General features: G+C 69.3%; 27 protein-coding genes, 1 tRNA gene and 1 pseudogene. 12 read left to right on the forward strand and 17 right to left on the reverse strand.

Going from position 1 to position 24,741, the window contains the following annotated elements; all coding sequences use genetic code 11:
* Nucleotides 1-5: 5 nt before the first annotated feature.
* The 3 genes and pseudogenes from ACFOW8_RS26540 to ACFOW8_RS26550 all read left to right on the forward strand — a co-directional run.
* A complete protein-coding gene (locus tag ACFOW8_RS26540; RefSeq protein WP_378554262.1) occupies nt 6-470 on the forward strand; it encodes a pyridoxamine 5'-phosphate oxidase family protein in 465 nt (154 codons plus the stop codon).
* Between the two features lie 357 nt (nt 471-827).
* Nucleotides 828-1,346, forward strand: coding sequence for a hypothetical protein (locus tag ACFOW8_RS26545; protein WP_378554263.1), 519 nt, complete (start codon nt 828-830; stop codon nt 1,344-1,346).
* Nucleotides 1,249-1,557, forward strand: a pseudogene (locus ACFOW8_RS26550) (recombinase family protein); the annotation flags it as partial. The gene ACFOW8_RS26545 and the pseudogene ACFOW8_RS26550, both read left to right, overlap by 98 nt.
* 733 nt (nt 1,558-2,290) lie before the next feature.
* On the opposite strand, the gene ACFOW8_RS26555 reads toward ACFOW8_RS26550, so the two are convergent.
* Nucleotides 2,291-2,375: transfer RNA gene (locus ACFOW8_RS26555), tRNA-Leu, on the reverse strand.
* 302 nt (nt 2,376-2,677) lie between these two features.
* On the reverse strand, nt 2,678-3,946 hold the full coding sequence (locus ACFOW8_RS26560) for a glycosyltransferase 87 family protein (RefSeq protein ID WP_378554264.1): 1,269 nt from the start codon (nt 3,944-3,946) through the stop codon (nt 2,678-2,680).
* Nucleotides 3,947-4,710: 764 nt separating this feature from the next.
* Between ACFOW8_RS26560 and ACFOW8_RS26565 the strand changes: the two genes are divergently transcribed.
* On the forward strand, nt 4,711-5,874 hold the full coding sequence (locus tag ACFOW8_RS26565; protein WP_378554265.1) for a hypothetical protein: 1,164 nt from the start codon (nt 4,711-4,713) through the stop codon (nt 5,872-5,874).
* Here ACFOW8_RS26565 and thpD read toward each other — a convergent pair.
* From thpD to ACFOW8_RS26590, 5 genes are all read right to left on the reverse strand, one after another.
* Nucleotides 5,862-6,809 carry an ectoine hydroxylase gene (thpD, locus tag ACFOW8_RS26570; RefSeq protein WP_378554267.1) on the reverse strand — a complete coding sequence of 316 codons (948 nt, stop codon included), beginning with the start codon at nt 6,807-6,809 and terminating at the stop codon, nt 5,862-5,864. The genes ACFOW8_RS26565 and thpD overlap by 13 nt on opposite strands.
* The gene (locus tag ACFOW8_RS26575) at nt 6,754-7,161 is read right to left on the reverse strand and encodes an ectoine synthase (protein ID WP_378554268.1); all 408 of its coding nucleotides are present in this window, start codon (nt 7,159-7,161) and stop codon (nt 6,754-6,756) included. The genes thpD and ACFOW8_RS26575 overlap by 56 nt, the downstream gene beginning before the upstream one ends.
* Nucleotides 7,158-8,426, reverse strand: coding sequence for a diaminobutyrate--2-oxoglutarate transaminase (ectB, locus tag ACFOW8_RS26580; protein ID WP_378554683.1), 1,269 nt, complete (start codon nt 8,424-8,426; stop codon nt 7,158-7,160). The genes ACFOW8_RS26575 and ectB overlap by 4 nt, the downstream gene beginning before the upstream one ends.
* On the reverse strand, nt 8,426-8,977 hold the full coding sequence (ectA, locus tag ACFOW8_RS26585) for a diaminobutyrate acetyltransferase (protein WP_378554269.1): 552 nt from the start codon (nt 8,975-8,977) through the stop codon (nt 8,426-8,428). The genes ectB and ectA overlap by 1 nt, the downstream gene beginning before the upstream one ends.
* Before the next feature lie 68 nt (nt 8,978-9,045).
* Entirely contained in the window at nt 9,046-9,759 is a 714-nt protein-coding gene (locus ACFOW8_RS26590; protein WP_378554270.1) for a response regulator transcription factor, read from the reverse strand.
* Between the two features lie 271 nt (nt 9,760-10,030).
* Here ACFOW8_RS26590 and ACFOW8_RS26595 point away from each other — a divergent pair, with 271 nt between their 5' ends.
* Nucleotides 10,031-10,978: a threonine/serine dehydratase gene (locus tag ACFOW8_RS26595; protein WP_378554271.1), complete on the forward strand. Its 948-nt coding sequence runs from the start codon at nt 10,031-10,033 to the stop codon at nt 10,976-10,978.
* A 44-nt stretch (nt 10,979-11,022) separates the two neighbouring features.
* On the opposite strand, the gene ACFOW8_RS26600 is transcribed toward ACFOW8_RS26595, so the two are convergent.
* The 6 genes from ACFOW8_RS26600 to ACFOW8_RS26625 form a co-directional block, all read right to left on the reverse strand.
* On the reverse strand, nt 11,023-11,877 hold the full coding sequence (locus ACFOW8_RS26600; protein ID WP_378554272.1) for an SDR family oxidoreductase: 855 nt from the start codon (nt 11,875-11,877) through the stop codon (nt 11,023-11,025).
* Nucleotides 11,878-11,911: 34 nt separating this feature from the next.
* On the reverse strand, nt 11,912-12,523 hold the full coding sequence (locus ACFOW8_RS26605) for an FHA domain-containing protein (RefSeq protein WP_378554273.1): 612 nt from the start codon (nt 12,521-12,523) through the stop codon (nt 11,912-11,914).
* A gap of 1 nt (nt 12,524) precedes the next feature.
* Nucleotides 12,525-12,884, reverse strand: a complete 360-nt coding sequence (locus ACFOW8_RS26610; protein WP_378554274.1) for a hypothetical protein — start codon at nt 12,882-12,884, stop codon at nt 12,525-12,527.
* Nucleotides 12,881-13,879 carry a protein phosphatase 2C domain-containing protein gene (locus ACFOW8_RS26615; protein ID WP_378554276.1) on the reverse strand — a complete coding sequence of 333 codons (999 nt, stop codon included), beginning with the start codon at nt 13,877-13,879 and terminating at the stop codon, nt 12,881-12,883. The genes ACFOW8_RS26610 and ACFOW8_RS26615 overlap by 4 nt, the downstream gene beginning before the upstream one ends.
* A complete protein-coding gene (locus tag ACFOW8_RS26620; protein ID WP_378554277.1) occupies nt 13,876-14,256 on the reverse strand; it encodes a tetratricopeptide repeat protein in 381 nt (126 codons plus the stop codon). Before ACFOW8_RS26620 ends, ACFOW8_RS26615 begins: the two co-directional genes overlap by 4 nt.
* A gap of 182 nt (nt 14,257-14,438) precedes the next feature.
* A complete protein-coding gene (locus ACFOW8_RS26625) occupies nt 14,439-15,938 on the reverse strand; it encodes a flavin-containing monooxygenase (RefSeq protein WP_378554278.1) in 1,500 nt (499 codons plus the stop codon).
* Between the two features lie 368 nt (nt 15,939-16,306).
* Here ACFOW8_RS26625 and ACFOW8_RS26630 point away from each other — a divergent pair, with 368 nt between their 5' ends.
* Together ACFOW8_RS26630 and ACFOW8_RS26635 are read left to right on the forward strand one after the other, a co-directional pair.
* The gene (locus tag ACFOW8_RS26630) at nt 16,307-16,918 is read left to right on the forward strand and encodes an HAD family hydrolase (protein WP_378554279.1); all 612 of its coding nucleotides are present in this window, start codon (nt 16,307-16,309) and stop codon (nt 16,916-16,918) included.
* Nucleotides 16,919-16,986: 68 nt separating this feature from the next.
* Entirely contained in the window at nt 16,987-17,577 is a 591-nt protein-coding gene (locus ACFOW8_RS26635) for a class I SAM-dependent methyltransferase (RefSeq protein ID WP_378554280.1), read from the forward strand.
* Here ACFOW8_RS26635 and ACFOW8_RS26640 read toward each other — a convergent pair.
* Entirely contained in the window at nt 17,565-18,308 is a 744-nt protein-coding gene (locus ACFOW8_RS26640; protein WP_378554282.1) for an SDR family NAD(P)-dependent oxidoreductase, read from the reverse strand. The genes ACFOW8_RS26635 and ACFOW8_RS26640 overlap by 13 nt on opposite strands.
* Nucleotides 18,305-19,273, reverse strand: a complete 969-nt coding sequence (locus ACFOW8_RS26645) for an alpha/beta hydrolase (protein WP_378554283.1) — start codon at nt 19,271-19,273, stop codon at nt 18,305-18,307. The genes ACFOW8_RS26640 and ACFOW8_RS26645 overlap by 4 nt, the downstream gene beginning before the upstream one ends.
* A gap of 379 nt (nt 19,274-19,652) precedes the next feature.
* On the opposite strand from ACFOW8_RS26645, the gene ACFOW8_RS26650 reads away from it, so the two are divergent.
* Complete coding sequence (locus ACFOW8_RS26650; RefSeq protein WP_378554284.1) at nt 19,653-20,660, forward strand: LysR family transcriptional regulator; 1,008 nt, start codon at nt 19,653-19,655, stop codon at nt 20,658-20,660.
* Between the two features lie 6 nt (nt 20,661-20,666).
* Here the strand turns inward: ACFOW8_RS26650 and ACFOW8_RS26655 are convergent, their stop codons facing one another.
* Complete coding sequence (locus ACFOW8_RS26655) at nt 20,667-20,891, reverse strand: hypothetical protein (RefSeq protein ID WP_378554285.1); 225 nt, start codon at nt 20,889-20,891, stop codon at nt 20,667-20,669.
* Between the two features lie 17 nt (nt 20,892-20,908).
* Entirely contained in the window at nt 20,909-21,973 is a 1,065-nt protein-coding gene (locus ACFOW8_RS26660) for an NAD-dependent epimerase/dehydratase family protein (RefSeq protein WP_378554286.1), read from the reverse strand.
* Nucleotides 21,974-22,091: 118 nt separating this feature from the next.
* Between ACFOW8_RS26660 and ACFOW8_RS26665 the strand changes: the two genes are divergently transcribed.
* From ACFOW8_RS26665 to ACFOW8_RS26680, 4 genes are all read left to right on the forward strand, one after another.
* The gene (locus ACFOW8_RS26665) at nt 22,092-22,715 is read left to right on the forward strand and encodes a TetR/AcrR family transcriptional regulator (RefSeq protein ID WP_378554287.1); all 624 of its coding nucleotides are present in this window, start codon (nt 22,092-22,094) and stop codon (nt 22,713-22,715) included.
* 79 nt (nt 22,716-22,794) lie between these two features.
* Nucleotides 22,795-23,100: a nuclear transport factor 2 family protein gene (locus ACFOW8_RS26670; RefSeq protein ID WP_378554288.1), complete on the forward strand. Its 306-nt coding sequence runs from the start codon at nt 22,795-22,797 to the stop codon at nt 23,098-23,100.
* The gene (locus ACFOW8_RS26675) at nt 23,097-24,248 is read left to right on the forward strand and encodes an alkaline phosphatase family protein (protein ID WP_378554289.1); all 1,152 of its coding nucleotides are present in this window, start codon (nt 23,097-23,099) and stop codon (nt 24,246-24,248) included. Before ACFOW8_RS26670 ends, ACFOW8_RS26675 begins: the two co-directional genes overlap by 4 nt.
* 69 nt (nt 24,249-24,317) lie before the next feature.
* Entirely contained in the window at nt 24,318-24,638 is a 321-nt protein-coding gene (locus ACFOW8_RS26680; RefSeq protein WP_378554291.1) for a hypothetical protein, read from the forward strand.
* The last annotated feature ends 103 nt before the right edge of the window (nt 24,639-24,741 follow it).

Genomic DNA, 24,741 nt, shown 5'->3' on the forward strand with positions numbered 1-24,741 from the left:
CATTGATGAAACAGCAACGACGGGGCCGCAAGATCGCCATGACCCCCGATGAAATCGACGCCTTCCTCGCCGAGGAGCGCACCTGCCGCGTCGCCACCCTCACCGCATCCGGACACCCTCACGTCGCGCCACTCTGGTTCGTGTGGGACGGCAAAAGCGTGTGGTTGTACTCGATCGTGAAAAGTCAGCGGTGGACCGACCTCACCCGCAACCCGGACATCGCGATCGTCATTGACGCCGGCACAGACTACTTCGAACTGCGCGGCGTCGAAATCCTCGGTCGAGCAGTTGTCATCGGTGAGGTACCGCGCACCGACACCCCCGACCCGATCCTGCGCGAGCCCGAATCATTGTTCGCGCGCAAGTACTTCGACACCGACCGGATCGCCGCCGACCACAAGCACGCCTGGCTGCAGATCGCCCCGGACAAGCTCACCAGCTGGAACTTCGCCAAACTCATCGAACGATGACCTAAGGGGTCTGTCAAGTTGACGACTGCGACGACCCGGCCCAGACACAGCTGGAGCCTCCACTCGTCGCGAAAACCTGGCGACATTCTGGGAGTGGCCATGCCAGAACGACCACTCCGTACTGAGGTTCCGACGTACATAGCTGGCAGCGGTTCGTGGTCGAACCAAGACATCATACTAAGGGATGTCCCGTAAGCCGTTGAGCAGCAACGGGTATCGTGTCGCGGGTGGTGATCTCGGCGTCTGACCCGGTGATGGTGGAGTTGGGGCCCTCAACTCTGCTGCTGCGGCTGCGCTACTCCGCCTGCTCCAACGCGTTGCCCACTCACTCCCAGTTCACGACACCACGGAGCAGCCATGACCCTCAGGAACTTCGGTTTCGCGGGCCGCGTCTCCACCGAAGATCAACAAGACCCCGAAACATCGAGGAACTGGCAGCTGGCGCGCGCCAATGCCCTGATCGAGGGCCACGGCAGGATCGTCGCCGAGTTCTTCGACATCGGCCAATCAAGATCCATCCCATGGAAACGCCGCCCCCAAGCCAGCCGCCTGCTCGAACTGCTCCGCGACCCGAACCGAGGATTCGACGCCATCGTCATCGGCGAACCCCAGCGAGCCTTCTACGGCAACCAGTTCGGGCTCACCTTCCCCGTGTTCGTTCACTACGGCATCGAATGGATACACCCTCGAAGACGCTGGACCACATCCCAATCCCAGCAAAGCCGCCGACGGAAAGCGACTACACCGTCTGGTCATCGATCCTCCCGCAGCAGCCACCGTGAGCCAGATCTTCCAGCAGTACCTGGCGGGCGTAGGGATCTTCTCCATCGCTCAGCAACTCACCGCTGCAGGAATCCTGTGCCCATCGGCCTATGACCCGTCCCGCAACCGTCACCGCTCGGGAATCGCCTGGTCCAAAAGCGCAGTCCGAGCCATCCTCACCAACCCCCGCTACACCGGCTACGCGGTCTGGAACCGACAGCGCAAGCAAGAAACACTCATCGATGTCGACGACGTCGCCCTCGGCCACCACACACGGCTGGCCTGGAACCCGAAAACCGACTGGGTCCTGTCCGACCAGCCCGCCCACGAAGCCATCATCGACCGCACAACGTTCGAACAAGCCCAGGCACGACTGGCCTCCCGCGGCCCCAAATCCACAGGGCGCGTTCTACAACGACGAAAGCACCCGTACGCGTTCAAAGGTTTGTTGACACACCACGCCTGCGGTCGCCGGATGCAAGGATCGTGGAACCACGACCACGCCCACTATCGATGCCGCTACCCCGCCGAGTACGCGCTGGCCAACACCATTGATCACCGCCCCTCGGTATATCTTCGCGAAGACCAGCTGATCGGCCCGCTGGACGCGTGGCTCGCACTAACCTTCCACCCCGACCACATCGACGACACACTCGCAGCACTGCAAGCCGCGCAGCCGGACCACTCCCCCGAAACCGACTCCATCGAACAGCTCATCAAGACATTCGACCGAAAGCTCGATCGCTACCGCGAAGCCCTCGATGCCGGCGCGGACCCCGCGACCATGGCCGCATGGACTCAGGAGACTCGAGCTCAGAGGAGGGAAGCTGTCGCGAGGCTGTCGGTCTTGAACAACTCAGCAGGGCTGAAGCCTGATCTGAGCCGAGAAAACATCCGCACCCTCGTTGACAGCCTCGGTGGCATGTTGCAGGTACTCCGTCACGCTGACGCAGATGACAAGAATGCGGTCTACCGCCAACTCGGGTTGAAGCTGACCTACAGAGACGAAACACGGGTGGTGATCGCCGAAGCGACACCACCCGTGGGCGTACTGTTTGTGTCCGGAGGGGGACTTGAACCCCCACGCCCTAATACGGGCACTAGCACCTCAAGCTAGCGCGTCTGCCATTCCGCCACCCGGACTTGCTGGTGTGCCAAAAGATTATCCGACGCGGTGTTGGAAACCAAATCGCCTAGATGAGCTGGGGTTTTGCCGGTCTTGGGCGGGGGCGATCCGTGGGATGGATGGGACGAGCGAGGTTGCTGTGCCCGAATCGGTGCGGAAGCAGCGCGGATTGTCCGGGTGAGATCTTGGCCACAGCAGCGGTCGCAGGCGGTGGCATGCCGGTGGGTGTGGGACTGCGGGAGATCCGGGGCAAGCGCGCGGACGACCCGAACGTGGATGTCAGGGGGACACGCGCCCCAGCGGGCGAAGTCGACCGGGCTCAGGCCGCGCCGACGGGCTCCCCGGTCACGGGGGCTGCGTCGCGGGGCTTCGCGGTGTGTCTGCGCCCGGTGAGCAGGAACAGAGCGGCCAGGGCTACCGCAAGCCAGACATAGGTGTCGCCGATGACGTGTTGCCACCATGCCCAGGAGGTCTCCTGGTGTTCTGGGAGGTAGTTGTGGGGGGCGATGACGAAGACGGCGGCGATGACGATCGCGGTGGTGTACCAGCCACGGGCCGCGGCGGCGGGCAGGGTGCGGGCGTGGCAGGCGACGGCGAGCAGGGCGGGGGCGATCCAGACCCAGTGGTGGGACCACGAGATGGGTGAGAGCAGCAGGGTGAAGACCGCGTTGAGGGCGAGGGCGATCGCGGGGGCGTCGGTGGCCTTGCGCATGGCGACGACGATCAGCGCGAGCAGCAGGGCACCGAAGACGAGCCACAGCAGGTCGAACGCGAGGCCGGTGATGTGCAAGCGGGCCAGCACGGCTTGGATGGACTGGTTGGTGTGGAACGCGGAGCCGCTCAGGCCGGAGACGTTGCCGAGGCCGCCGAACCAGTAGCGGGCGGATTCGGTCGGGAGCAGAGCGAAGGCGGCGACGGTGGCGACCGCGCCGGTGACGGCGGCGGTGGCGGCGGCCTTGTAGTCCTTGCGGACCAGGAAGTAGAGAACGAACGCGGCGGGGGTCAGTTTGATGGCCGCGGCGAGGCCGATGAGCATGCCGCGTGGATAGCGGGTCTTGACGAGCAGGCAGTCGGTGGCGACCAGCGCCATCAGCAGCAGGTTGACCTGGCCGAAGTCGATGGTGGCGCGCACCGGTTCCAGCAGCATGGCCAGCGGCAGCGCGCACGCGGCCACGAACAGGGCGGCGCGGCGGTTGTCGCGGTGATAGCGACGGGCGACCAGGTACAGGGTCCAGCCGAGGGCCGCGACCGAGGCGACGACGTACAGGATCTTCGCCAGGCTCCACGGCAGCAGCGCGAACGGGGCGAGCGCGATGGTGGCGAACGGTGGGTAGATGAACGGCAGGGCGATACCGGCGGAGGTCTTGGGCAGTTCGCCGTAGAGATCGGCGCCGTCACGCATGGCCTCGATGCCGAGCCGGTAGACCTGCAGGTCGATGAAGCCGCCGGAGTACTGTTCGAACGGCCAGAGCGGGATCCGCACACACACGACCGACACCACGGTGAGCAGCACCGGCACCAGCCACCATGCTCGACGGATCGGGCGCGGGGATCGCTGCTGCACGGGGTGGGTGGTGTCACTACTCATCCGCGGCGACTATACCGACTTCGCGCCCCCGCCGCCCCATCGCCCATCGGCGGTGGCGATTGCCGTGCGGATGCGGATCAGGCGTGGTGACGGGGTCGGTCGCCGTGGTTTGTCGCGGGTGAGATGGCCGGCCGTCGCCCCGGCATCGGCATCGGTCCAGTCGGTGAACCTGTCCGCGCGGGTGCCGCGGCGAGGCGCAAGCGGCGTGGCGACATGCGGGCGACACCGCGACGTACGACAGCACTGCGACGTACGAGCAGCACTGCGGGCGACGAGCGCACCGCGGCGTACAAGCGGCGACGTGGGGGCCCGTAGTGGGTCGCCCCGCCAGCCGTAGTGGGCCGCAGCAGATGGTTGCGGCGGTCGTGGGCCGAACCTCGCGCGCATGAACGCCGAGGCGCGCGAGGACACTCAGCTGTCGACGCGGTCTCGACCGGTCGGGCAGGAAACGCTCGGCCGAGTCGACAACCTGCCACGCTCGCGGCCCCGGTGCGCGTGCTGGTAGGCGGCCGGGCCTACACCGAAGCCGCCGGGCCAGGCCACGGTCGAGGAGGGGACCGCAGAGTCGGCCACCCTGGGAGCAGGGTATACCGGTACCGCGAATCTCCTTGCGGAGCACTTCCATCCGGCCGCGGAGGTTCGCCGGAAAGTTGCGCCCAACCCCTCGCGGGATCGCGTAGACGCGAGTACGGTGTAGCGCGCGACCGCGACCATCTCAGGCGCGGCACCGGGGGGATCGACGCGCGAAAGGGTGGGCTGCACCGATGACTGATCCCGGCACGCGGCATCCCGGCGACTCGGTGCCGCTGGACCAGCGTTACACCGGGGCCGACCCGATCGAATGGTGTGGCGCGGCGGTGTATCCGATGTACACCGAGTCGCTCGCCGCGGGCACCACGGCGGTGCGGCTGCGCGCGGTATCGGTGATGCCGCCCGCCGGGGTGGCCGGGCTCGGGCTCGGGCTCACCGTGCAGGACGGGCATGTGAATCTCGACGGCCGCTCGCTGGCAGGCGTCGACATCTGGTCCGACGCGCTCGCCGGCGGTGTCGACATCGCGGTGACCGCCGACGCGCCCGAGGCGCTGTTCACCCTCACCCCGGTGTGGGTGGCGGGCTCGGGCGCCCAGCAGTCCTGGACCGGGAACTACGGCATGGTGGTGGACCTGCTGCCGAACGGCGCGTCCACGCTGTGGTGCAGTACCGGGCCGGGGACACCGGATTTCAACGAACTCGTCGTGGAGCTCACGACCGTGCAGGTATCGGACGCCGCGACGGCGGAGGTGCCGCCCGCGCTGGCCACCATGCCACTCACCATCCTGTCCCCGGCCGCCGTGCCGCGGCCGGAGCAGATCGCGCCACCGAGTACGCCGGTCGGACCGCCTGCGGAGGTGATCGCTGGTCCGCGCACCGCGGCGGTATCACCGCCCGAAGCGGCCGAACTCGCCGCAGCACCGCCGCAACCGACTCCCGCATCGCGCACACCGATCGCCCCACCACCGCAACCGGTCGCGTCGCCGGGCATGCCGGTCGCTACAGCGCCGCAACCGACCGCGCCACCGCGCGCTGGATCGGCCGGACCGACCGTGTCTGCGCCGACACCCACAACAGCACCGGCGGTCGCGGTGCAGGCACCGCCGATCACTCCCACCATCGAGCCCGACCCCGCTCCCACGGACAGCGCGGGGAGCGGCATCGGCCGCGCGCTCTACGAGCTCGGCACCGCCATGCACGAACGGGGCGACCACGATTCCGCGCGCGCCCTGCTCACGCAGGCGGCCGAGGCCGGACACGGCGCCGCCGCCTACGAACTCGGCGCGCTGCTGCTGCGCGCAGGCGACCGGGCCGGGGCCGAATACTGGTGGAAGGCCGCGGCCGACGACGATGCGCGGGCCGCGGCCTCCCTGTCCGAACTGACTCAGCGCGCCTGATCGGCCAGCGCCGACTCGCGCACCGGGGTGAATTCCCGCGACGCGATGTGTGTCGGCCGTTGCTGCGGTGCCGCGAAAGGCTCCTCCAGGACGTTCTCCACGCTGTTGAACACCAGGAAGATGTTCGACCGCGGGAACGGCGTGATGTTATTCGCCGAACCGTGCATCAGGTTCGAATCGAACAGCAGCGCCGAGCCCGCCTTCCCGGTGAACTGGTCGATGCCGTACCGGGCGGCCATGAAGGTGATGTCGTCGTTGGACGGCACCCCGAAGCGCTGCTCACGCAACGATTCCCGGTAGTGCGCGTCCGGTGTCTCGCCCAGACACGGGACGAAGGTCCGGTGCGAACCCGGCATCACCATGAGGCTGCCGTTGAACGGGTAGTTGTCGGTGAGCGCGATCGACAGGCTCACCGCCCGCGGGGCGGGCATGCCGTCCTCGGCGTGCCAGGTCTCGAAGTCGGAGTGCCAGGTGAAGCCGGTGCCACCGAACCCGGGCATGTAGTTCACCCGGGTCTGGTGCAGGTACACCGCCGAGCCGAGGATCTGCTCGGCCAGCCCGACGATCCGGGACTCGGCGACCAGATCCGCGATCGGCTTGCTCAGCTTGTGCACCTGGAAAACCGAACGGACCTGTCCCGCGACCGGTTCCACGATGACTCGCTCGTCGCCGTAGAGCACCGGGTCGGCGGCGAGGTGACCGATCTCCGCGCCGAAGGCCGCCACCTCCTCCGGCGAGAGCAGCTCCGGGATCACGGCGTACCCGTTGGCGTCGAACCCGGACAACTCGGGCGATACCACCTCGCCCCACACGGTGGGGTCGGTGCGCTCGAGATGCGGCGCGGGCTCGGTGAGCCGGGTCGGGTAGCGGTCGAGCCGATCAGACACTGGCAGTTTCCTCCTCCTCGACGACGAGCGGATACACCCCGTTCTCATCGTGTACTTCACGTCCGGTCACCGGCGGATTGAATACACACAGCATCCGCAAGCGGGTGCGCGCGTGCACCTGATGACGTTCGTGCCCGTTCAGCAGGTACATCGAACCGGGTCCGAGCTGGTAGACGGTCTCGTTGTCGAGGTCGAGCAGGCTGCCCTCACCCTCGACCAGCCAGACCGCTTCGACATGGTTCTGGTAATGGAATTCGTGGACGGTGCCTTCCTCGATCGTAGTCTCATGGAAGGAGAAACCGACCTTGTCGCCCGCCAGGATGATGCGCTTGCTGCGCCAGCCGGGCCCGGCCACATCCCGATCGGTGCCGGTGATCTCGGCGGTGGTGCGCACGATCATGCGGCACCCCCGCACACGGCGTCGATCGAGGAGGTGAGCACGGTCAGTCCACGCTCGAGCTCGTCGCTACCCAGGGTGAGCGGCGGCAGCAGCTTCACCACCTCGTCCATCGAGCCCGAGGTCTCCACCAGCAGACCCTGCTCGAACGCGGTGCGGCACACCTTGCCGGCCTGCGACGGATCGTCGAAGACGATGCCCTGCACCATGCCGCGGCCACGGGTGGTGACCCCGGTGTGGCGGGCGGCGACGGCGGCCAGCGAGCGGGCCACGTACTCACCGTTCGCTGCGGTGCGCTGGGCGAGCTTGTCGTCGGACCAGTACTCGCGCAGCGCGGTGGTCGCGGTCACGAAGGCGGGGTTGTTGCCACGGAAGGTGCCGTTGTGCTCGCCCGGCGACCACTGGTCGTGCTCGGGCTTGAGCAGGACCAGCGCCATCGGCAGGCCGTAGCCGCTGATCGACTTGGACAGGGTGACGATGTCGGGGGTGATGCCTGCGATCTCGAAGGAGAAGAACGGCCCGGTGCGGCCACAGCCCATCTGGACATCGTCGACGATCAGCAGGATGTCGCGGGCGGCGCACAGACCGGCCAGGTGGCGCAGCCACTCGGCGCGGGCCACGTTGACCCCGCCCTCACCCTGCACGGTCTCCACGATCACCGCGGCGGGGCGGTCGAAGCCCGAGGAGCTGTCGTCGAGGACACGCTGCATCCAGCCGAAGTCCTCGACGCTGTTGTCGAAGTAGCCGTCGTAGGGCATGGGAGTGGCGTGCTGCAACGGCACACCGGCACCGGCTCGCTTGGCGGCGTTGCCGGTGACCGACAGCGCACCCAGGGTCATGCCGTGGAAAGCGTTGGTGAAGCTGAGCACGGTCTTGCGGCCGGTCACCTTACGGGCCAGCTTGAGCGCGGCTTCGACGGCGTTGGCGCCGGTCGGGCCAGGGAACTGCACCTTGTACTCGAGACCGCGCGGCGCCAGCAGGGTGTCGCGGATGGTCTCGAGCAGTTCGCGTTTGGCCACGGTCGACATGTCGAGGCCGTGGGTGATGCCGTTGCCCGAGATGTAGTCGATGAGGGCGCGCTTGAGCACGGGGTTGTTGTGGCCGTAGTTCAGCGAACCGGCGCCGGCGAAGAAGTCGAGGTATTCGCGGCCCTGTTCGTCGCGCAGCCAGGCGCCCTCGGCGGTCGCGAAGACGGTCGGCCAGTCACGGCAGTATCCACGCACATTCGATTCCATGGTCTCGAAAATGCTGGTGTCGGTGGTCGTGATCATCGTCGTTCCTCCTGGCGCTGAACAGGTGCGATGACATACAGCTGCTCGGCCTCGTGTGAATCGGGGAAATCGTTCTCTTCGAACAGGGAAACAGTGCGCAAATCCGCACCGCGTTCCCGGGCCACCGCGGCGAACAACGCCTGGGAGGCGGTGTTACCGGGTGAAATCGTGGTTTCCAAAGTGGTGATGCCCGCGGGCGTCACGGTATCGAGTAGGGCGTGCAAAATCTTCGCGGCGAGCCCGCGACCACGGCATTCCGCGTCGACGGCGATCTGCCAGACGAACACGGTGTCCGGGGAGTCGGGTCGGATATAGCCGATGACGAAGCCGACCACCCGACCGTCGACTTCGGCGACGATCGAGCTTGCGGCGAAATCCCGGCACCACAACAAGTAGGCGTAGCTGGAATTGACATCGAGCACCTGCGAATCGCGGGCAATCCGCCACAACTGCGCGCCGTCGCCGAGGCGAGGTGGACGCAGAATCGGTTCGGAACCGAGAACCGCTGGTGCGGTGGCAGATTCGGTGGGCATGGTGGACGAAGGCATATCTCTACAGTGTCCAACCGACTTTGCGGTCTCCGTGTCGAGCTCTTTGCAGTTGTATGACGAGTATTTTACCGAGCTTGCGGATCGAGCCGATATCCCAGTCCACGCACGGTGACGACGATGCGCGGATCGGACGGATCCCGCTCGATCTTGGTGCGCAACCGCCGGACATGGACGTCGACGATGCGCTCGTCGCCGAAGAAGCCCTGATCCCAGACCCGCTCGAGCAGCACTGACCGGCTGAGTACCCGGCCCGGCGTCTCGGCGAGCTCGCACAGCAACCGGAACTCGGTGACCGTGAGATGGATCTCCTCGGTGCCGCGGCGCACCGCGCCCGCCTCGGCGGTCAGGATCAGCGGCGCCACCGGATCGGCGTCGAGCACCGCTTCCTGCGCGGTGTCGCGCTCGGCGGCGATCCTGGCCCTGCGGCGCAGCGCGCGCATCCGCGCGGTGATCTCCTTGATCTCGAACGGTTTGCTCACGAAGTCGTCGGCGCCCGCTTCCAGGGCGGCCACCACGTCGTGGGTGTCGTAACGGGTGCTGATCACGATGATCGGCACGTCGTGATCGCGGCGGATCTCCCTGATGCAGTCGAAACCGTCGGTCTCGCCGCGCATCAGATCCACGATCATCAGGTCGGGTGGGCCATCGTTGCGCAGCCGGTCGAGGGCGTCTTCGGGGACACCCGCCTCGGCCACCGCGTAGCCCTCGTCTTCCATCGCGCGGCGCAGATCGCCGCGCATCTGGACATCGTCGTCCACAATCATCAGATTCGCGGTCATACCAGTACCCCGTTCTCCCGGGTTTCCGGTACGACCGCCCAGGCAGCGGTGGCTCGCTGCCTGTCTCCTCGCTCGCTCATGTGCACATCCTTTGCTGACACGTCGGAACGTGCGCCGGATGACCTGGGGATTTCGCGTCCCCAATCCGACACGACATCCCGTCCTCGAGCTTGTTACCGCTCAGTTATGTACCCGGCTTCCTGGCGGCGTAAACCCGCCGTAACAATTCGAGGCCCCTCGGAGGGGGTACTCCCGGTGGCATAGTCGAGGCGTGACACCGACCTACGACGACATCGAGGCGGCCGCGGCGCGCATCGCCGGGCTGGTCCGCCCGGTGACCGTCGCACCCGCGACGACCGGCGCGAATCCACTGTGGTTCGCACTGGAGTTCCTGCAATTCACCGGCTCGTTCAAGGCGCGAGGAGCGCAGAATTTCGTGCGCGCGCACGCTGCCGCGGGGACCCTACCCGAGGCCGGTGTGACGATCGCCTCAGGGGGAAACGCGGGCCTGGCGTGCGCGTGGGCGGCGCGGGCCGCGGGGGTGCCGGCAACCGTGTTCCTGCCCGATACCGCTCCCCCGGTCAAGATCCGTCGACTGCGGGACTACGGCGCCGATGTGCGACTGATCGGTCCGGAGTACAAGCAGGCGCTGGCCGCGTGCCAGGAGTTCGCGGCGACCAGCGGGGCACTCGCCGCGCATGCCTACGATCATCCTCTCGTCGCCGCGGGAGCCGGCACGCTGATGCGGGAGATCCATGCGCGCGTACCCGATCTCGACACCGTGCTCGTCGCGGTCGGTGGCGGCGGGCTGTTCACCGGAACTGCCATCACCGCACAGCATTTCGGGGTGAACACGATCGCGGTGGAGCCGCGCACCTGCTGTTCGCTCGATGCCGCGCTGACGGCGGGGCGGCCGGTGCAGGTCACCGTCGATTCGATCGCGGCCGACTCCCTCGGCGCGCCGAACGTGTCGGAGATGGCGCTGGCCGCAGCACAGCAGCCGGGTGTGCGGTCGGTGCTGGTCGACGACGACACGATCCGCCACGCGCGCAAGCAGCTGTGGGACGAGCACCGGATCGCGGTCGAGTACGGCGCGGCCACCGCCATGGCGGCGCTGCTCGACACCGGGTCCGGCGCGGCCTACCGGCCCGCCGACGGCGAGCGGGTCTGCGTCATCCTGTGCGGCGCCAACACCGACCCGGCCGACCTGGCGAGCTGAGGCTCAGCGGCGCCGCCGCGTGTTCACCGCCCCCGAACCGGCGGTCAGCGGACCAGGGCGTTCTTGGTGGCGTAATCGGTCATCACCTTGTTGAGGCCGCGCATCGCCAGCGTGTAGCCGTAGGGGACGTAGCGCATGCCCCAGTGGGCGAGCTGGATGTCGCGGGAGGTGTAGACCCAGTAGCGGTTGCGTTCCACACCCTTCAGTACGGCGGCCGCGGCCTGCTCCGGGGTGACGGCGTGGCGCAGGAACATGCCCATGGCTTTGTGCAGGGCGGCGTTGTCGCGGTCGACGCCCGCGATGTCGACACTGTCGACCATGGGAGTGGCCATCGCACCGGGACAGACCAGGCTCACGCCGATCTTGTGCCTGCGCAGGTCGAAGCGCAGGACCTCGGAGACGCCGCGCAGGCCGAACTTGGTGGCGCTGTAGGGGGCGTGCCACGGCAGACCGAACAACCCGGCCGCCGAGGAGACATTGACCAGGTGACCGCCGCGCCCCGCCGCGATCATCGGCGGCAGGAATTCCTCGATGACGTGGATGGGGCCCATCAGATTGATGTCGACGGTCCGGCGCCACTGCTGGTGGGTGAGCTTGTCGACGGTGCCCCAGGTGGCGATGCCCGCCACGTTCATGACGATGTCGACATGGCGCACCGCCTCGAAGGTGTGCGCGGCCAGGCCGACGACGGCGCTGTGCTCGCTGACGTCGGCGGCGTGCGCGAGATGCACCGTCGCCCCGGCGGAGCGCAGTTCGGTGGCGGTGTCGTCGAGCGCCTCGGCGGTGATGTCGGTGAGTACGAGCGATGCACCCTTGGCTGCGGCCGCGAAGGCGGTGGCGCGGCCGAGGCCGCTGGCCGCGCCGGTGATCAGGCAGGTCTTACCGTCGAACTTCGTCATGCTGGCGACCCTACGGTTCGGTGAACACCTACGTCTATGGCCCGGCGCAGATCTCGATGGTGGTCCAGCCGCCGACGTGGATGCGGCTGCCTTCGGCCAGCGGGACCGGCGTCTGCGGGGTGATCGGGTACGCGGCGCCGTCGAGGCTGGTGCCGTTGGTCGAGCCCAGATCGGTGACGGTGAGCGCACCGGTCGGATCGAGCCGGATCATGGCGTGCGCGCGGGAGACCCCGATATCGGCGGGCGCGATACCGAGGTCGATCTCGGGCACGATCCCCTGCGAGGCGGAACGTTTTCCGATGAGGAACTGGCTGCCGCGCAACGGGATCCGGCGCAGCGGGCAGACGTCGGGGAACTCGATCCGGTCGGCGTCGGGCCCCTTGTCGGCCTGGACCCTGGCGTAGAACGCGCGGTCGGCGAAGACCCGCGCCACCCAGCCCGCCGGCGGCACGCTCGCAGGCGGCGGGGCAGGCAGTGCCGAATCGTGGCCGCACACCTCGCAGAACCGGCCGCTGGTCGGCGTCGCGCAGGACGGACACAGGCGCAGTTCGGTCTGCTCGGTGGCAGGCTCCTCGCCGAGTGGTGATCCGCAGACATCGCAGTAGTCGAACGCCTGGGACTGGTGCCCGTCCGCGCACAACGGCATGTCAGTCGCCCTCCTTGCGGACCCTGGCGGTCTTGGTCGAGCGGATGTCGAGGGCGAGCTCGTCGGCGGCCGCGACCTGGCCGCGCGGCTCCACCTGTTCGGTGCCCTCCACGATGGCGAAGGCGGTGCCGTCGGGGATCTCGTCGAGTGCGGTGCGGGTGGCGTTGCGCGCGTTCTCGAACTTGCGCTTGTTCCCCATCGAGCCCGAGCAGTCGATGATCAGGATCTCGAGTCGCGGCGCCGGGGTGGCGGCGACGGCCAGTTCGGGACCGGTGGTCACGGTGAGGACGGCGTCCACCACGCGCGCGCCGTCGGCGAGGAATTCGTTCTGGTCGACGGCGATCGATATGCCTGCGGTCATGACACTCCTGGGTCGTGCGCAACGGGGGCGAGCGCGACCGTGATGTTGTCGCTGCCGCCGCTGCGCACCGCGAAGTCGGCGAGCGCGCGGGCGGCGGACTGCGGTGAGGTCTCCACCGTGAAGCCGGCGAGCGCGACGGGGTCGGGGAGGTAGTTCCACAGTCCGTCGCTGCACAGCAGCAGCGTGCCCGGTTCGGTGGCGACCATGCGCTGCAGGCAGTGCGCCGACCAGGGTGCCTCGCCGCCGTCGGCGCCGAGCCAGCGCAGCAGCGTGTGTGCGCGGGGGTCGTGCATGGCGGCGTCGGCGTCCATGGCGCCCGCGTCGACGAGGGCCTGGGCCCAGGAGTCGTCGACGCTGAGCCTGCGCGAGGCGGTCGGGTCGCCTGCGGCGAGCCAGAACGCCCGGCTGTCACCGACATTGGCCACGGTGATCTCGGTCCCCTCAGCGGTCTCGCGCACGATCGCCGACACATAGGTGCACGACGGGGCGTATTCGGGCGAGCGGGACATGCCGCGCACCGCGGCGGTGGCGGTGGCCAGCGCGGCCATGGCGGCATCCTTGGCGGACAGGCCGTCGGCCAGCGCGGCCAGCGCCGCGTCGACGCCGGTGCGGGCCGCCGTGCCGGACGCGGCCTGGGGGTCCGGGGAGGTGGACACGCCGTCGCTGACCACGATCACCCTTGTCCCGTCACCCTCGCGCACCGCGGCGGCGACGGAGTCCTCGTTGCGGGTGTGGCTGATGCCGCGGTCGGTGAGCACATACACCGAGCCGAGGTCGTGCTCGACGCGGTCCGGCACGGATCTCGGCGTGCCGCACTGCGCGCAGAAGCCGCCGTCGTAGCGGCGCTCACCACAGGTCGGGCAGGGCGGCGCCGCGGCTGGATCATGCACCGGCAGTGCGGCTTTGCGCACCCCGAGTTCCCGGCCGCACCCCTCGCAGTAGTGGTGCCCGGCCCGGCCCGACCGCCCGCAGTCGGGGCAGCCCGGCGCCGTCACAGCGTGGTCCTCGGGCGCACCGTGTTCGCCTGATCGACCAGTGCGAACCGGCTCCACATGTCCTCGGCTTCGCGCGCCGATATCCGCAAGCATCGTTCCAACCCCGTCCGTATCCCCTGCTCGGTGAATTCCACATCCAACAGCTTGCCCGGTGTGCCGGGCCACTGTCCCGACCGGATCCAGCCGAGCGCGGCTTCGAGCACGTGCCTCCGCACCTCGGCGGCGCGGAGGCGGGAGTCCAGGGTCACCCCGTCGACCCGATCGTCCGCGGCCCGAAGCAACTGCTCGTCCAGCTCGGCCGGATCACGGCCCGCCAGTTCGGGGGCGGGCTCGCCGGACAGCAGCGCGGCCTGGGCGCGGTAGGTGAGATCCCACACCGTCCTCCTTCATCTCCCCGGGCGGTGTCTTCGATCGCGATCGTACGGCAGACGCTGTGAATTCGCCCACGGACCGAAATCGGCTCCGCGCCAGCGGATCGCGGGCGGACCGCGACGACAAACGTCTGGCCCGGCACACCGTGGTGTACCGGGCCAGGTCGGCGCCGCGCGGAGGCTTCCGGTCAGGCGCTGGCGGCCCGTTCCCGCGGCTGGGCAGCGGTGTCGGTCTTGCCGAATCGCAGGATGCCGTCCTCGATCGGCGCCTTGTGCATCATGGTGCGGTCGCGGTAGTAGTTGTTGACCAGCTTCCAGGGACCGCGAGCGCCTTGGCGTGGCATTTCACCGTTGCCGCGCTGGATGTAGCCCGAGGTGAGCGCACCGCCCATCAGCGATTCCTCGGCGATGTCGTCCGGCTTGGCGTTCACCTCGACGGTCGTGTAGCCGCGGTCGCGCATGATGTTGAGGACGCGGCACAGGTAGGCGGCGGCGAGATCGGCCTTCAATGTCCAGGACGCGTTGGTGTAGCCGATGATCATCAGGAAGTTCGGGATGCCCGAGTACAGCACGCTCTTGTAGGCGACCGTTTCGTTCATCTTCACCGGCTCGCCGTCGATGCTCATCGTCGCACCGCCCATGATCTGCACATTGAGCCCGGTGGCGGTGACGATGATGTCTGCCTCGAGCTCCTGGCCCGACTCCGTCAAGATGCCGTTCTCGGTGAACTTCGCGATCCGATCGGTGACGATATCGGCCTTGCCGGACTTGAGCACCTTGAACAGGTCGCCGTTGGGCACCACGCACAGCCGCTGGTCCCACGGGTTGTAGGAGGGGGTGAAGTGGCGCAGGTCCACCTTGTTGCCGAGCTGCAGGCGCACCTGCGCCAGCATCAGCTTCTTGGCCAGTTCGGGGTTGGTGCGCGAGAGCTGGAAGCTGGCGCGCTGCAGCGCGATATTGCGGGCGCGCCCGATCCGGTAGGCGATCCGGTCCGGCACGCGGGTCTTCTTGAAGCCGACCGCGACAGGATCGTCGGAAGGCAGCGCCTGGATCCAGGTGGGCGAGCGCTGCAGCATCGTGACGTGCGCGGCCTTGTCGGCCATGGACGGGATCAGCGTGATCGCGGTGGCGCCGGAGCCGATCACGACGACCTTCTTGCCGGTGTAGTCCAGGTCCTCCGGCCAGTGCTGCGGGTGCACGATCTGCCCACCGAAGTCGGCTTCGCCGGGGAACTCGGGGCGGTATCCCTTGTCGTAGTTGTAGTACCCGCTGGCGCCGACGACGAAGTTCGCGGTCCAGGTCTCGGTCTCGCCGGTGGCCTCGATCAGCGCCTCGACGGTCCACAGTGCGCGCGCCCGGTCGAAGTTGAGGTGCACGACCTTGCGGCCGAAGGTGATGTGGTCGGTGACGCCGTACTCCGCTGCGGTGTCCTCGACGTACTGGCGGATGCTGGCGCCGTCGGCGAGCACCTTGGTCCCGATCCAGGGCCGGAACCCGAAGCCGAAGGTGAGCATGTCCGAGTCCGAGCGGATGCCGGGGTACTTGAACAGGTCCCAGGTACCGCCGATGCTCTCCCGGCGCTCCAGGATCGCGTAGCTGCGTCCGGTCTGCTCGCGAGTCAGGTGACAGGCCGTGCCGATTCCGGACAGGCCAGCGCCGATGATCAGTACGTCGACATGCCGCGTCATTGAGGTAGCTCGTTTCGTAGGGTCGCCGCCCAGGCATCGTCGCCGGAGCCTCACCCCGAGGTTACGTGTTTCGCATAGTTACGTCTAGTTCGGCGCGCGAATCGGCCACTACGGTTGCAGTCGATGCAATGTCGCGCGTGCTGCACGTTATCGACGATTCCACGATCGAACACCGGCGATCGGCACACGGACCTGCCAGATCACCCGATCGCGTGAACCGCCGATATCATTGCTCGCCCTGCCTAAACGCGCAGAGTGTCGTGCGCACGCCAACTCCCCCAAGCGATTTCGGCATCGAGTGCACCCGGCGTTCCACGTGAATCAGCCGATGACCGGGCCGTCGACGGCGCTGCCGATACGCTCGGACGGTGACCATCACCGTCGGCTTCGACCTCGATATGACACTCATCGACTCGCGGCCAGGGGTGAGCCTGGCCATCGACACCCTCGCCCGCGAGTTCGATCTGCCGATGGACGGCACCCGCTTCGCCGCGCGCCTCGGCCCACCGCTGGCCACCCTGCTGGCCGACGCGGGCGCACCCGACGAACTCATTCCCCACCTTGTCACCCGATACCGTGAGCTCTACCCGACCGTGGTGCCCCGCATCCCCTCGCTGCCCGGCGCGGACGCGGCACTGGCCGCGGTTCGCGCCCGCGGCGGGCGGACACTGGTGGTCACCGGCAAGTACGAGCCGCATGCGCGACTGCACGTCGATCATCTGGGCTGGCGGGTCGACCGGTTGGCCGGCGATCGGTGGTCCATCGGCAAGTCCGAGGTGCTGCGCACCGAATCCGCGCGGGTGTTCGTCGGCGATCACGCCGGCGACATGCGAGGCGCCAAGGCTGCGGGTGCGATCGCGGTCGGCGTGATCACCGGACCCAACGACGCCGACGAATTGCGCGCGGCCGGCGCCGATGTCGTCCTCGACGACCTGACCGGGTTCCCCGGCCTGCTGGCCGCTCTCGTCGTCACCCGCTGATCCGAACCACTTGCGCGCGGCCGCTTTCCGGCCAGGAACCGATCCGGCGCTCCGCCCGTTGTCCGGGCATGCCGACAGATCCCTACTGGAATCACAACACCCGGTATCACCCCTGGATCCTCGAGCAGGTCCCCGCGCACGCCAGGACCGCCCTCGACATCGGTTGCGGCGACGGCCTGCTCGCCCGCAAGCTCGCCACCCACTGCGACGCGGTCCTCGGGGTCGACGTCGACGACGCGGTGCTCGCCACCGCCCCCGCCGCCGCCAACGTGCACCTGGAACTGGCCGACTTCCGCGATCTCGACGACACCTTCGACATGGTCACCGCGGTCGCCACCCTGCATCACGTCCCGCTGCACGAGGGGTTGGCCGCGCTGCGGCATCTCGTCGCGCCCGGCGGCACACTCGCGATCGTCGGGCTCTGGAAGATGCACCCGCTCACCGATTTCCACTATCTTCCGCTGCTGCCCGCCATCCACGGCATGGACTGGTGGCATCGCCGCAGCCGCGGCGGTCCAGCCGCGGTGGTGCGCGACGCGCAGGAGTCCCTTGCCCAGATCCGCGCGGCGACCACGGAGCTGCTGCCCGGCGCGCGGGTCCGGCGCAGATTGATGTGGCGGTACACGTTGGTGTGGCGGCGTCCCCGTCAGCTCGGATAGGCGGCGACGAGCCCGCCGTCGACGACGATGTCCTGGCCGGTGACATACGAGGCCTCCGCGGACCCGAGAAAGGCCACCAGCGCGGCGACTTCCTCGACGGTCCCGAACCGGCCGGTGATCACCCGGTTCGCCGCCAGCGTGGCGAACTCCGCGCTCATCGCGCCCGCCGACATCGGGGTGTCGATGTAGCCGGGGCTGATCGAGTTCACCCGGATCCCCCGCGGCCCCAGTTCGGTGGCGAGTGTGCGGGCGAGATTGTGCACGGCGGCCTTGGTCGCGGCGTAGAGGGTGAGCGCACTGTCGGCGCGGTGCAGGGTCCACGACGCGTTCAGGACCACGGCCGCGCCGGGCCGCAACAGCGGCAACGTCTGCTGGACGGTGAAGAACACGCCCTTGAAGTTCACGTCCACGGTGTGGTCGAAATCGGCCTCGGTGAGATCGGGGAACGCCGCGAAGGTACCGACACCCGCGTTGGCGAAGACCAGGTCGAGGTGGCCGAACCTGGCGCCGACGGTGTCGGTGAGCGCGGCGAGCGCGGCCAGGTCGGCGGTATCGGCGACAATCCCGGTCGCCTGTGGGCCGAGCGCGTGCGCGGCGGCGCGTACCCGGTCCGCGGTGCGGCCGGTGAGCACGACCTGGGCGCCCTCGTCGACGAGGCGGCGCGCGGTGGCCAGGCCCATGCCGCTGGTGCCGCCGGTGACCAGGGCGATCCTGTCGGTGTAGCGATTCATGCGAGTCCTTCGGTGAGATGGTCGGCCAGGGCGGGCAGCCAGGCCGAGCGGTGGGTGCCGACGAGATGGTCCCCGCCGGGAATGCGCAGGTAGCGGCCGTTCGGGGCGATACTTGCCAGGGCAGCGCCATCGGTGACGCCGGGAATGCGGTCCGCGTCGCCGTCCACCACGAGCAGCGGCACACGCACCGCGGGCGCCAGGTCGGTGAGATCGACGGTGGCCGCGAACGCGGCCGCCGCCTCGGCGTCCCCGGCCCGTCGGGTCATGAGCTCACGCACGGCAGGCGGCATCGCGGGCCAGTCCAGGCGGAACGGCCCGCTCACCGTGGCGGCCACGGTGATGCGATGGTCCAGCGCGGTCGCGGCCGCCGCGTAGTACCCGCCGAGGCTGAGGCCGACGACACCGACGGTGGCGGCGCCGACGGCATCGATCGCCCTGCTGAGCACGGCCGGGTAGCCGGTGCTCAGTGTCGAGTCGGCCGCCAGTACGCCCTGGCCTGGCCCGTCCATGGCGTAGACCGCGACACCACGCCGCAGCAGGGCGTCGGCGAGTGGATGGAATTCGTCCTTGCTCGAGTCGAGACCGGGGATCACGATCACCGTGCCGACGGGGTCGGCCGGGGTGCGCAGGATGCCGGTGAAGCCCGCACCGGTGATCCGCCGCGAATTCGGTTCGAGCAGCGAATAGCCGGCTGCCGCAGCGGCGTCGGCGGCGGCCGCCGCGCGGTGTGCGCCCCGGTCCGGCACCAGGGTGGCCAGGTGTAACCAGCGCGCCGCCATGAGCAGGTGCTCGCCGCGGGTGATGGCCGAGCCGACCGTGCCCAGGTACCGTGCGGCGGCCCGCTCGCAGGCAGGCGCCCACTCGTCCGGCGCGGTGACGGTCGCGCAGCTGTGCCGATAGTCGTGCGGATCGATGCCGGCGCCGGTGGCACGGCTGAACAGGGCATCGACCAGATCTGTGCTCATCGGGCACCGATTCGGGACCGCGAGCTGGACCGGTATCCCTCCGGCGGCGTGTCCTCCGACGTGCCTGCCGGGCACGGCGATATCCGCCGCGTGCGGCGCGGCCGGGCTGTCGGACCGGCGCCCAGCGGTGACCGGTGCTTGGGTCGCGGTCCGGTGACCGGGCGGACAGTGTCGGTTCCGGGTGGCAGGGTCCTGTCCTTTGGGCCTGCACCGTGCGGGCGGCAGTGTGCCGCAGCGGTCGAGGTCGGTGTCGGTGTCGGTCGTCGCACCAGGTGATGGAACCGGCGGCGCGGGCCGGTCGGCCAACAACCGGGCGACCACGGCGACAACGATCCGTTGTCGCCGCAGCGCAGGGCCGGTCCCAGGCTAGGGTGACCTGGTGGATCTGGAGCTGACGGCGACGCGGGCGTTCGTCGCCGTCGCGGACGAACGCCACTTCGGGCACGCCGCAACGACGCTGGGGCTGAGCCAGCAGACGCTGTCCAAGCGCGTCGCCCGGCTGGAGTCCATGCTCGGTGTCCGACTGCTCGACCGCGATCACCGCGGCGTCCGGCTCACCGACGACGGCGCGCGCTTCCTGCCCGGCGCGCGCGAGGTCGTCGCCGCGGCCGACCGCGCCGTCGCCGCCCTGCGCCATCAGCGGGGCCCACTGCGGCTCGAGGTATGGGGCCACCTGTACGCACCGCTGCGGATCCTCGCCGACCTGGCGGCCGCGCCCACGGCTCCGCCGCTGCAACCCGGCCATGGCCGGGACCTGCCATCGGTGGCCGCCGCCCTGCTCCGTGGCGATATCGACGCCGGAATCGGCCGGGTCCACCCGCCACTGCCCACGGGGCTGGCGCACCGGCCCGTCCGGTTCGAACCCGTCGACGTCTTCCTCGGCGAGCGCCACCCGCTGGCCGAGGTCACCGCCCTGCGGCCGGACCAGCTCGCCGGCAGTGCGCTGTGGTCACCCGCACCGCTGGACCGGCTAGACTTCCTCGCCGCGTTCGCCGACCGGTTCGGCATCCGCGCGCATCGCGCCGTGCCCAATCTCGGTGCCGTTCCCCTGCTCTCCCGCCTCGCGACGGACCGGGACGGGTTCCTGCTGCTGCCCGCCGACCTCGGGCTGCCCGTCGTGGCGGGAGTGCGCGCGATACCCCTGGTCGAGCCGACACCGCTCTACGCGTGGTCGCTGCTGTGGCGCACCGGACCCGAGCCCGACCAGCTGCCCGCCCTGCTCGCCGCGCTGGAACACACCGCGGCGCAGCGGCGCTGGCTCGAGGTCGATCCGGCGCGAGATTGGTTGCCCGGCATGGATGACCGCGGCGGTTCCGGCGACACGGGGCAGGCCGACGCAGTCATGCCACCGGGATCGGCGGATCCGCGACAGCCGGACCGGCGGTAGCGGGCCCTACCCCGCACCCGCACAGACCAGGTGGGTTCCCGCGAGCGCGACGCCGAACAGCGCGAGCGCACTCGACAGCGCGGGCACCGGTGCGCGGACCAGCCGGACCGCGCCCTGCCGCGTCGCGGCGACCGCCGAGGCCAGGCGTTCCCGCCGATCCGATGTGGTTCGGCGACCCAGACCGCGCCGCAGGACACCGGCTACCGCGAGAACGAGGGCGGTGATCAGCATCGTGGTCCCCCTCCGGCTCAGCGCGTTCCGGCCACGGCGGGCGCGGTCCGGCGGGAACCGGGCGAGGTGACGACCCCGAAGGCGATCAGGCTGTCGGCGGTGTCGCGCACGGTGTCCGCGATCGGACGCATCGTCCAGCCGAGTTCCCGGCGCGCCTTCTCCGCGCTGACCCGTTCGGTGCGGTCGAGCACCGGTATCGTCAGCCGGACCCCCTTGTCGAAGACCGCGACGATCCGCACCAGCCAGTTCGGTATCACCCTGGTCGGCACCCGGAAGCCACGGGGGTTGTACTCCCCGGCGAGCATCGTCGCCAGCTCGGGCATCCACAGCGGATCGGCGGCACACAGATACCGATTGCCCGCGGCCGCAGGCACTTCCAGGGCCAGCCGGTGCGCGACCGCGAGATCACGCACATCGACCGGGCACCAGCCGGTCCGCACCGAGCCGGGGACCGAGCGGTCGAGCAGACGGCGCACCGGCTCGTGCGAGGTACTGGTCGACGCGGTGAGCAGCGGGCCGAGGATCATGCCCGGATTGAGTACCACCAGTTCGAGTTCGGCGGTGTCGCCGAGTGATTCGACGAAGTCCCAGGCGGCGCGCTCGGCGAGAGTCTTGCTCTTCTGGTAGGCGGGCACCCGGTCCACCACCGACCAGTCGGCCTCGGTGCGCACGGCGTCGACATCGTGACCGTAGGCGACCGCGGCCACCGACGAGGTGAGCACGACCCGGCGAACCCCGGCCGCCGCCGCGGCCCGCAGCACCCGCACGGTGCCGTCCACAGCGGGGCGGATGAGGTCCTGTTCGTCGGCGGGCGGTGCGGCCGGGAACGGCGAGGCGACGTGCAGGACGGCGTCGCATCCTGTCATCGCCTCGGTCCAGCCCGCGTCGTCGTCGAGAGTGGCCGCGGCGAAGTCGAGGTCGCCGCCGGTACGGCGGGCAAGTTCGGTCAGGTGCGCGCGTTTCCCCCGCGCGTCCAGGTCGCGCACGGTGCCGCGGACGGCGTACCCGTGCTCGAGCAGTTCGGCGATGCAGTGTCCGGCGACGAAGCCCGTCGCTCCGGTGACGAGTACCCGTGTGGTCATGGAGTTCACCGTTCTGTGCTGCGACCACCCGATTTGAGCGGTGCTCAGATAATCTAAGCACCGCATAGATTTGCTGTCCAGTGGCAATCCGGCCGCGCCGGTCGCATACGCTCGGAGGGTGAAGCGCACCAGATATCACCACGGCGACCTACGGGCCACGCTGATGGACGCCTGTCTGCGCCTGATCGAGTCCGAGGGGCTGGCGGCGGTGAGCCTGCGCCGGGTCGCCCGCGAGGCGGGAGTCAGCAGCGGGGCGCCCTATCACCACTTCGCCGACCGCGCCGCCCTGCTGTCGGCCCTGTCGGTCGACGGATTCCAGCAGCTGGCCGCCGAACTCACCGCCACCAGAGCGCGGGCGGCGACGCCACTCGACGCGCTCGCGGCGCTGGGCGAAACCTACGTGCGGTTCTCCCGCGACCACCCGGCGCAGTTCCGGCTCATGTTCCGGCCCGAGCTGTCCCATTCCGAGAAACACCCGGACGCGCACGTCGCCGGAGATGCCGCCTTCGCGGTGCTCGCCGAGACCGTCGCCGACTGCGTGTCCGCCGGCGTCTTCCCCGCCGACCGCGCCGACGTCATCACCATCGCGTGGTGGGGTCTGGGCCACGGGCTCGCCTCGTTGTGGCTGGACGGCAAGCTCGACGATCGCAGCGCCCAGCTCGGCACGAGAACCACCGACCTCGTCGACACGATCATGCGCTCGTTCACCGAACTGTTCGCCCCGCACCGCACCGGCGGCTGATGGCGCCGGTTTCGCCCGGTTCCACCGCCGCTCGCCTAGAGTGGCAACGACCACGTGCGCCGAGCCGAGCAGGAGAACCATGTCCGCCACCCTCGACCCGGTGATCGAGGTGTTCGTCGACGCGCTCAACGCGCAGGACACCGACCGCTTCCGGGGCGTGCTCACCGAGGACGCCACCGTGACCGTCGACGGAACCGAACACGAGCTCGCGCGGTGGACCGAGATCTTCGACAGCAACGGCCGTCTCGACATCGCCTCGATCGAGGACGACGGCACCGCACTGACCGCCGACTACACCACCAGCCTGCGCGGCCCGCTGCGCACCACCTGGCGGTTCGAGCTGCGCGACGGACTGATCAGTCGCGTCGAGACCGAGCGGGAGTGACCGGGACAACCGTGCTGACACCGCGTTACGGCGAGTCCTCGCTCGCCGACCTGCTACCTTCGGCGCTGGCCTGCCTCGGCGTCGACGGTGAACCGAACCGGCTCGGCCTCGATCTCGACGTCGATCGGGTGTGCGTACTGCTGGTGGACGGGCTCGGCGCACTCGCCCTTGCCGACAATGCCGCGACCGCGCCGTTCCTGACCGGCCTGCCGCCCGCGACCCTGACCGCGGGGTTCCCGAGCACCACCGCCACCAGTCTCACCACCCTCGGCACCGGGCTGGCGCCGGGCGAACACGGCATCCTCAGCTACCTGCTGCGCCTGCCCGGTGAGGACCGCCTGTTCAACACCCTGCGCTGGCGCCTCGACGGTGTGGGTCCCGAGGTCGACGCGCTCACCGCCTTCGCGCCGGAACGAATCCAGCCACGCCCCAGTGCCTTCCAGCGGGCCATCGCCGCCGGGATCCCGGCGATCCAGGTGGCGCCCGGCTATCAGCACGGCTCCGGGCTCACCAGGGCGGGCTGGCGCGGCGGCGACTTCCGGCCCAATTTCTCCGTCGGCGATCTCATCGACGGCGTCCTGACCGCCCTGGCCTCGGCACCGAGAACCCTGGTCTACACCTATCATTCGGAGCTCGACACCACCGGTCACGCCCGTGGCCCCGGCTCGCGCGCCTGGCGATTCGAGCTGTGCCACGTCGACCGGATAGTCGCCGAGCTCGCCGAGCGACTGCCGCCGCGCACCGCCCTGATCGTCACCGCCGACCACGGCATGGTCGAACTCACCGACCGCATCGACTTCGACACCGATCCGGCGCTGGCCGACGGGGTGGCCCAGCTCGGCGGTGAACCACGGGCCAGGCACGTCTACACCCGCGACGGCGCCACCGCCGATGTGGCCGCGACCTGGCAGGGTGTGCTCGGCGCCGACTTTATCGTCCGTACCCGTGCCGAGGCGGTCGAGGCTGGCTGGTTCGGTCCGGTGGCCGGGGAGTTCGGCACCAGGATCGGCGATCTGGTGGTCGCCGCGCTCGGCACCGGTGGGGTGGTGCGCACGGTGGCCGAACCGCTGCAGACCATGATGGTGGGCCATCACGGGTCGCTCACCGCCGCCGAACAGCTCGTGCCCCTGCGGATCCATCGCAGCTGACCCCGACCGCCTAGGCTGGGACCCATTCGATCGCGCGCAGCGCGCTCAGCGAAACCTTCAGGAGGAACCATGCAGTCCACCACCGGGACCGGTGTGCTCGCCGCGGGCATCGCGGCACTGGCGGTGCTGGCGAGCGGCTGCGCCGAGGTCGAGCGGGCGCTCAACCAGGGTGGCGACACCACCTGCCGGGACTACGTCAACCAGGAGCCCGACACCAAGCGGATCACCATCACCAAGGCGATCAAGGAACGCGCGGGCACCGACAACGAACCGTCGGGCACCCTGGTCGATTCGATGATCGTGCAGGTCGATCTGCTGTGCGCGGGCCAGCGCAATATCGACACCCCGATCAAGAACGCCGATATCGCCGGGTTGTTCCTGAACAAGTAGCGGGCCTTACGTCAAGCCGCCACGACAGGGCAGATACCGGTGACCCGGTAGTCCGCCGGAAAACAGCGCACGCACCACCGACGCAGCTGGTAGACAGGACAGG

Origin of the sequence: Nocardia rhizosphaerae (genome assembly GCF_042650365.1) — a bacterium.
GTDB lineage: Bacteria > Actinomycetota > Actinomycetes > Mycobacteriales > Mycobacteriaceae > Nocardia > Nocardia rhizosphaerae.

Coding starts and splice junctions, on each gene's coding strand:
- ACFOW8_RS26625 (WP_378554278.1), bottom strand. CDS start 15,938: ATGACGCGGCATGTCGACGTACTGATCATCGGCGCTGGCCTGTCCGGA.
- ACFOW8_RS26680 (WP_378554291.1), top strand. CDS start 24,318: ATGCAGTCCACCACCGGGACCGGTGTGCTCGCCGCGGGCATCGCGGCA.
- ACFOW8_RS26640 (WP_378554282.1), bottom strand. CDS start 18,308: ATGAATCGCTACACCGACAGGATCGCCCTGGTCACCGGCGGCACCAGC.
- ACFOW8_RS26565 (WP_378554265.1), top strand. CDS start 4,711: ATGACTGATCCCGGCACGCGGCATCCCGGCGACTCGGTGCCGCTGGAC.
- ACFOW8_RS26635 (WP_378554280.1), top strand. CDS start 16,987: ATGCCGACAGATCCCTACTGGAATCACAACACCCGGTATCACCCCTGG.
- ACFOW8_RS26610 (WP_378554274.1), bottom strand. CDS start 12,884: ATGACCGCAGGCATATCGATCGCCGTCGACCAGAACGAATTCCTCGCC.
- ACFOW8_RS26660 (WP_378554286.1), bottom strand. CDS start 21,973: ATGACCACACGGGTACTCGTCACCGGAGCGACGGGCTTCGTCGCCGGA.
- ACFOW8_RS26545 (WP_378554263.1), top strand. CDS start 828: ATGACCCTCAGGAACTTCGGTTTCGCGGGCCGCGTCTCCACCGAAGAT.
- ACFOW8_RS26560 (WP_378554264.1), bottom strand. CDS start 3,946: ATGAGTAGTGACACCACCCACCCCGTGCAGCAGCGATCCCCGCGCCCG.
- ACFOW8_RS26590 (WP_378554270.1), bottom strand. CDS start 9,759: ATGACCGCGAATCTGATGATTGTGGACGACGATGTCCAGATGCGCGGC.
- ACFOW8_RS26645 (WP_378554283.1), bottom strand. CDS start 19,273: ATGAGCACAGATCTGGTCGATGCCCTGTTCAGCCGTGCCACCGGCGCC.
- ACFOW8_RS26600 (WP_378554272.1), bottom strand. CDS start 11,877: ATGACGAAGTTCGACGGTAAGACCTGCCTGATCACCGGCGCGGCCAGC.
- ACFOW8_RS26655 (WP_378554285.1), bottom strand. CDS start 20,891: ATGCTGATCACCGCCCTCGTTCTCGCGGTAGCCGGTGTCCTGCGGCGC.
- ACFOW8_RS26605 (WP_378554273.1), bottom strand. CDS start 12,523: ATGCCGTTGTGCGCGGACGGGCACCAGTCCCAGGCGTTCGACTACTGC.
- ectA (WP_378554269.1), bottom strand. CDS start 8,977: ATGCCTTCGTCCACCATGCCCACCGAATCTGCCACCGCACCAGCGGTT.
- ACFOW8_RS26670 (WP_378554288.1), top strand. CDS start 22,795: ATGTCCGCCACCCTCGACCCGGTGATCGAGGTGTTCGTCGACGCGCTC.
- thpD (WP_378554267.1), bottom strand. CDS start 6,809: ATGAGAACGGGGTGTATCCGCTCGTCGTCGAGGAGGAGGAAACTGCCA.
- ACFOW8_RS26575 (WP_378554268.1), bottom strand. CDS start 7,161: ATGATCGTGCGCACCACCGCCGAGATCACCGGCACCGATCGGGATGTG.
- ACFOW8_RS26540 (WP_378554262.1), top strand. CDS start 6: ATGAAACAGCAACGACGGGGCCGCAAGATCGCCATGACCCCCGATGAA.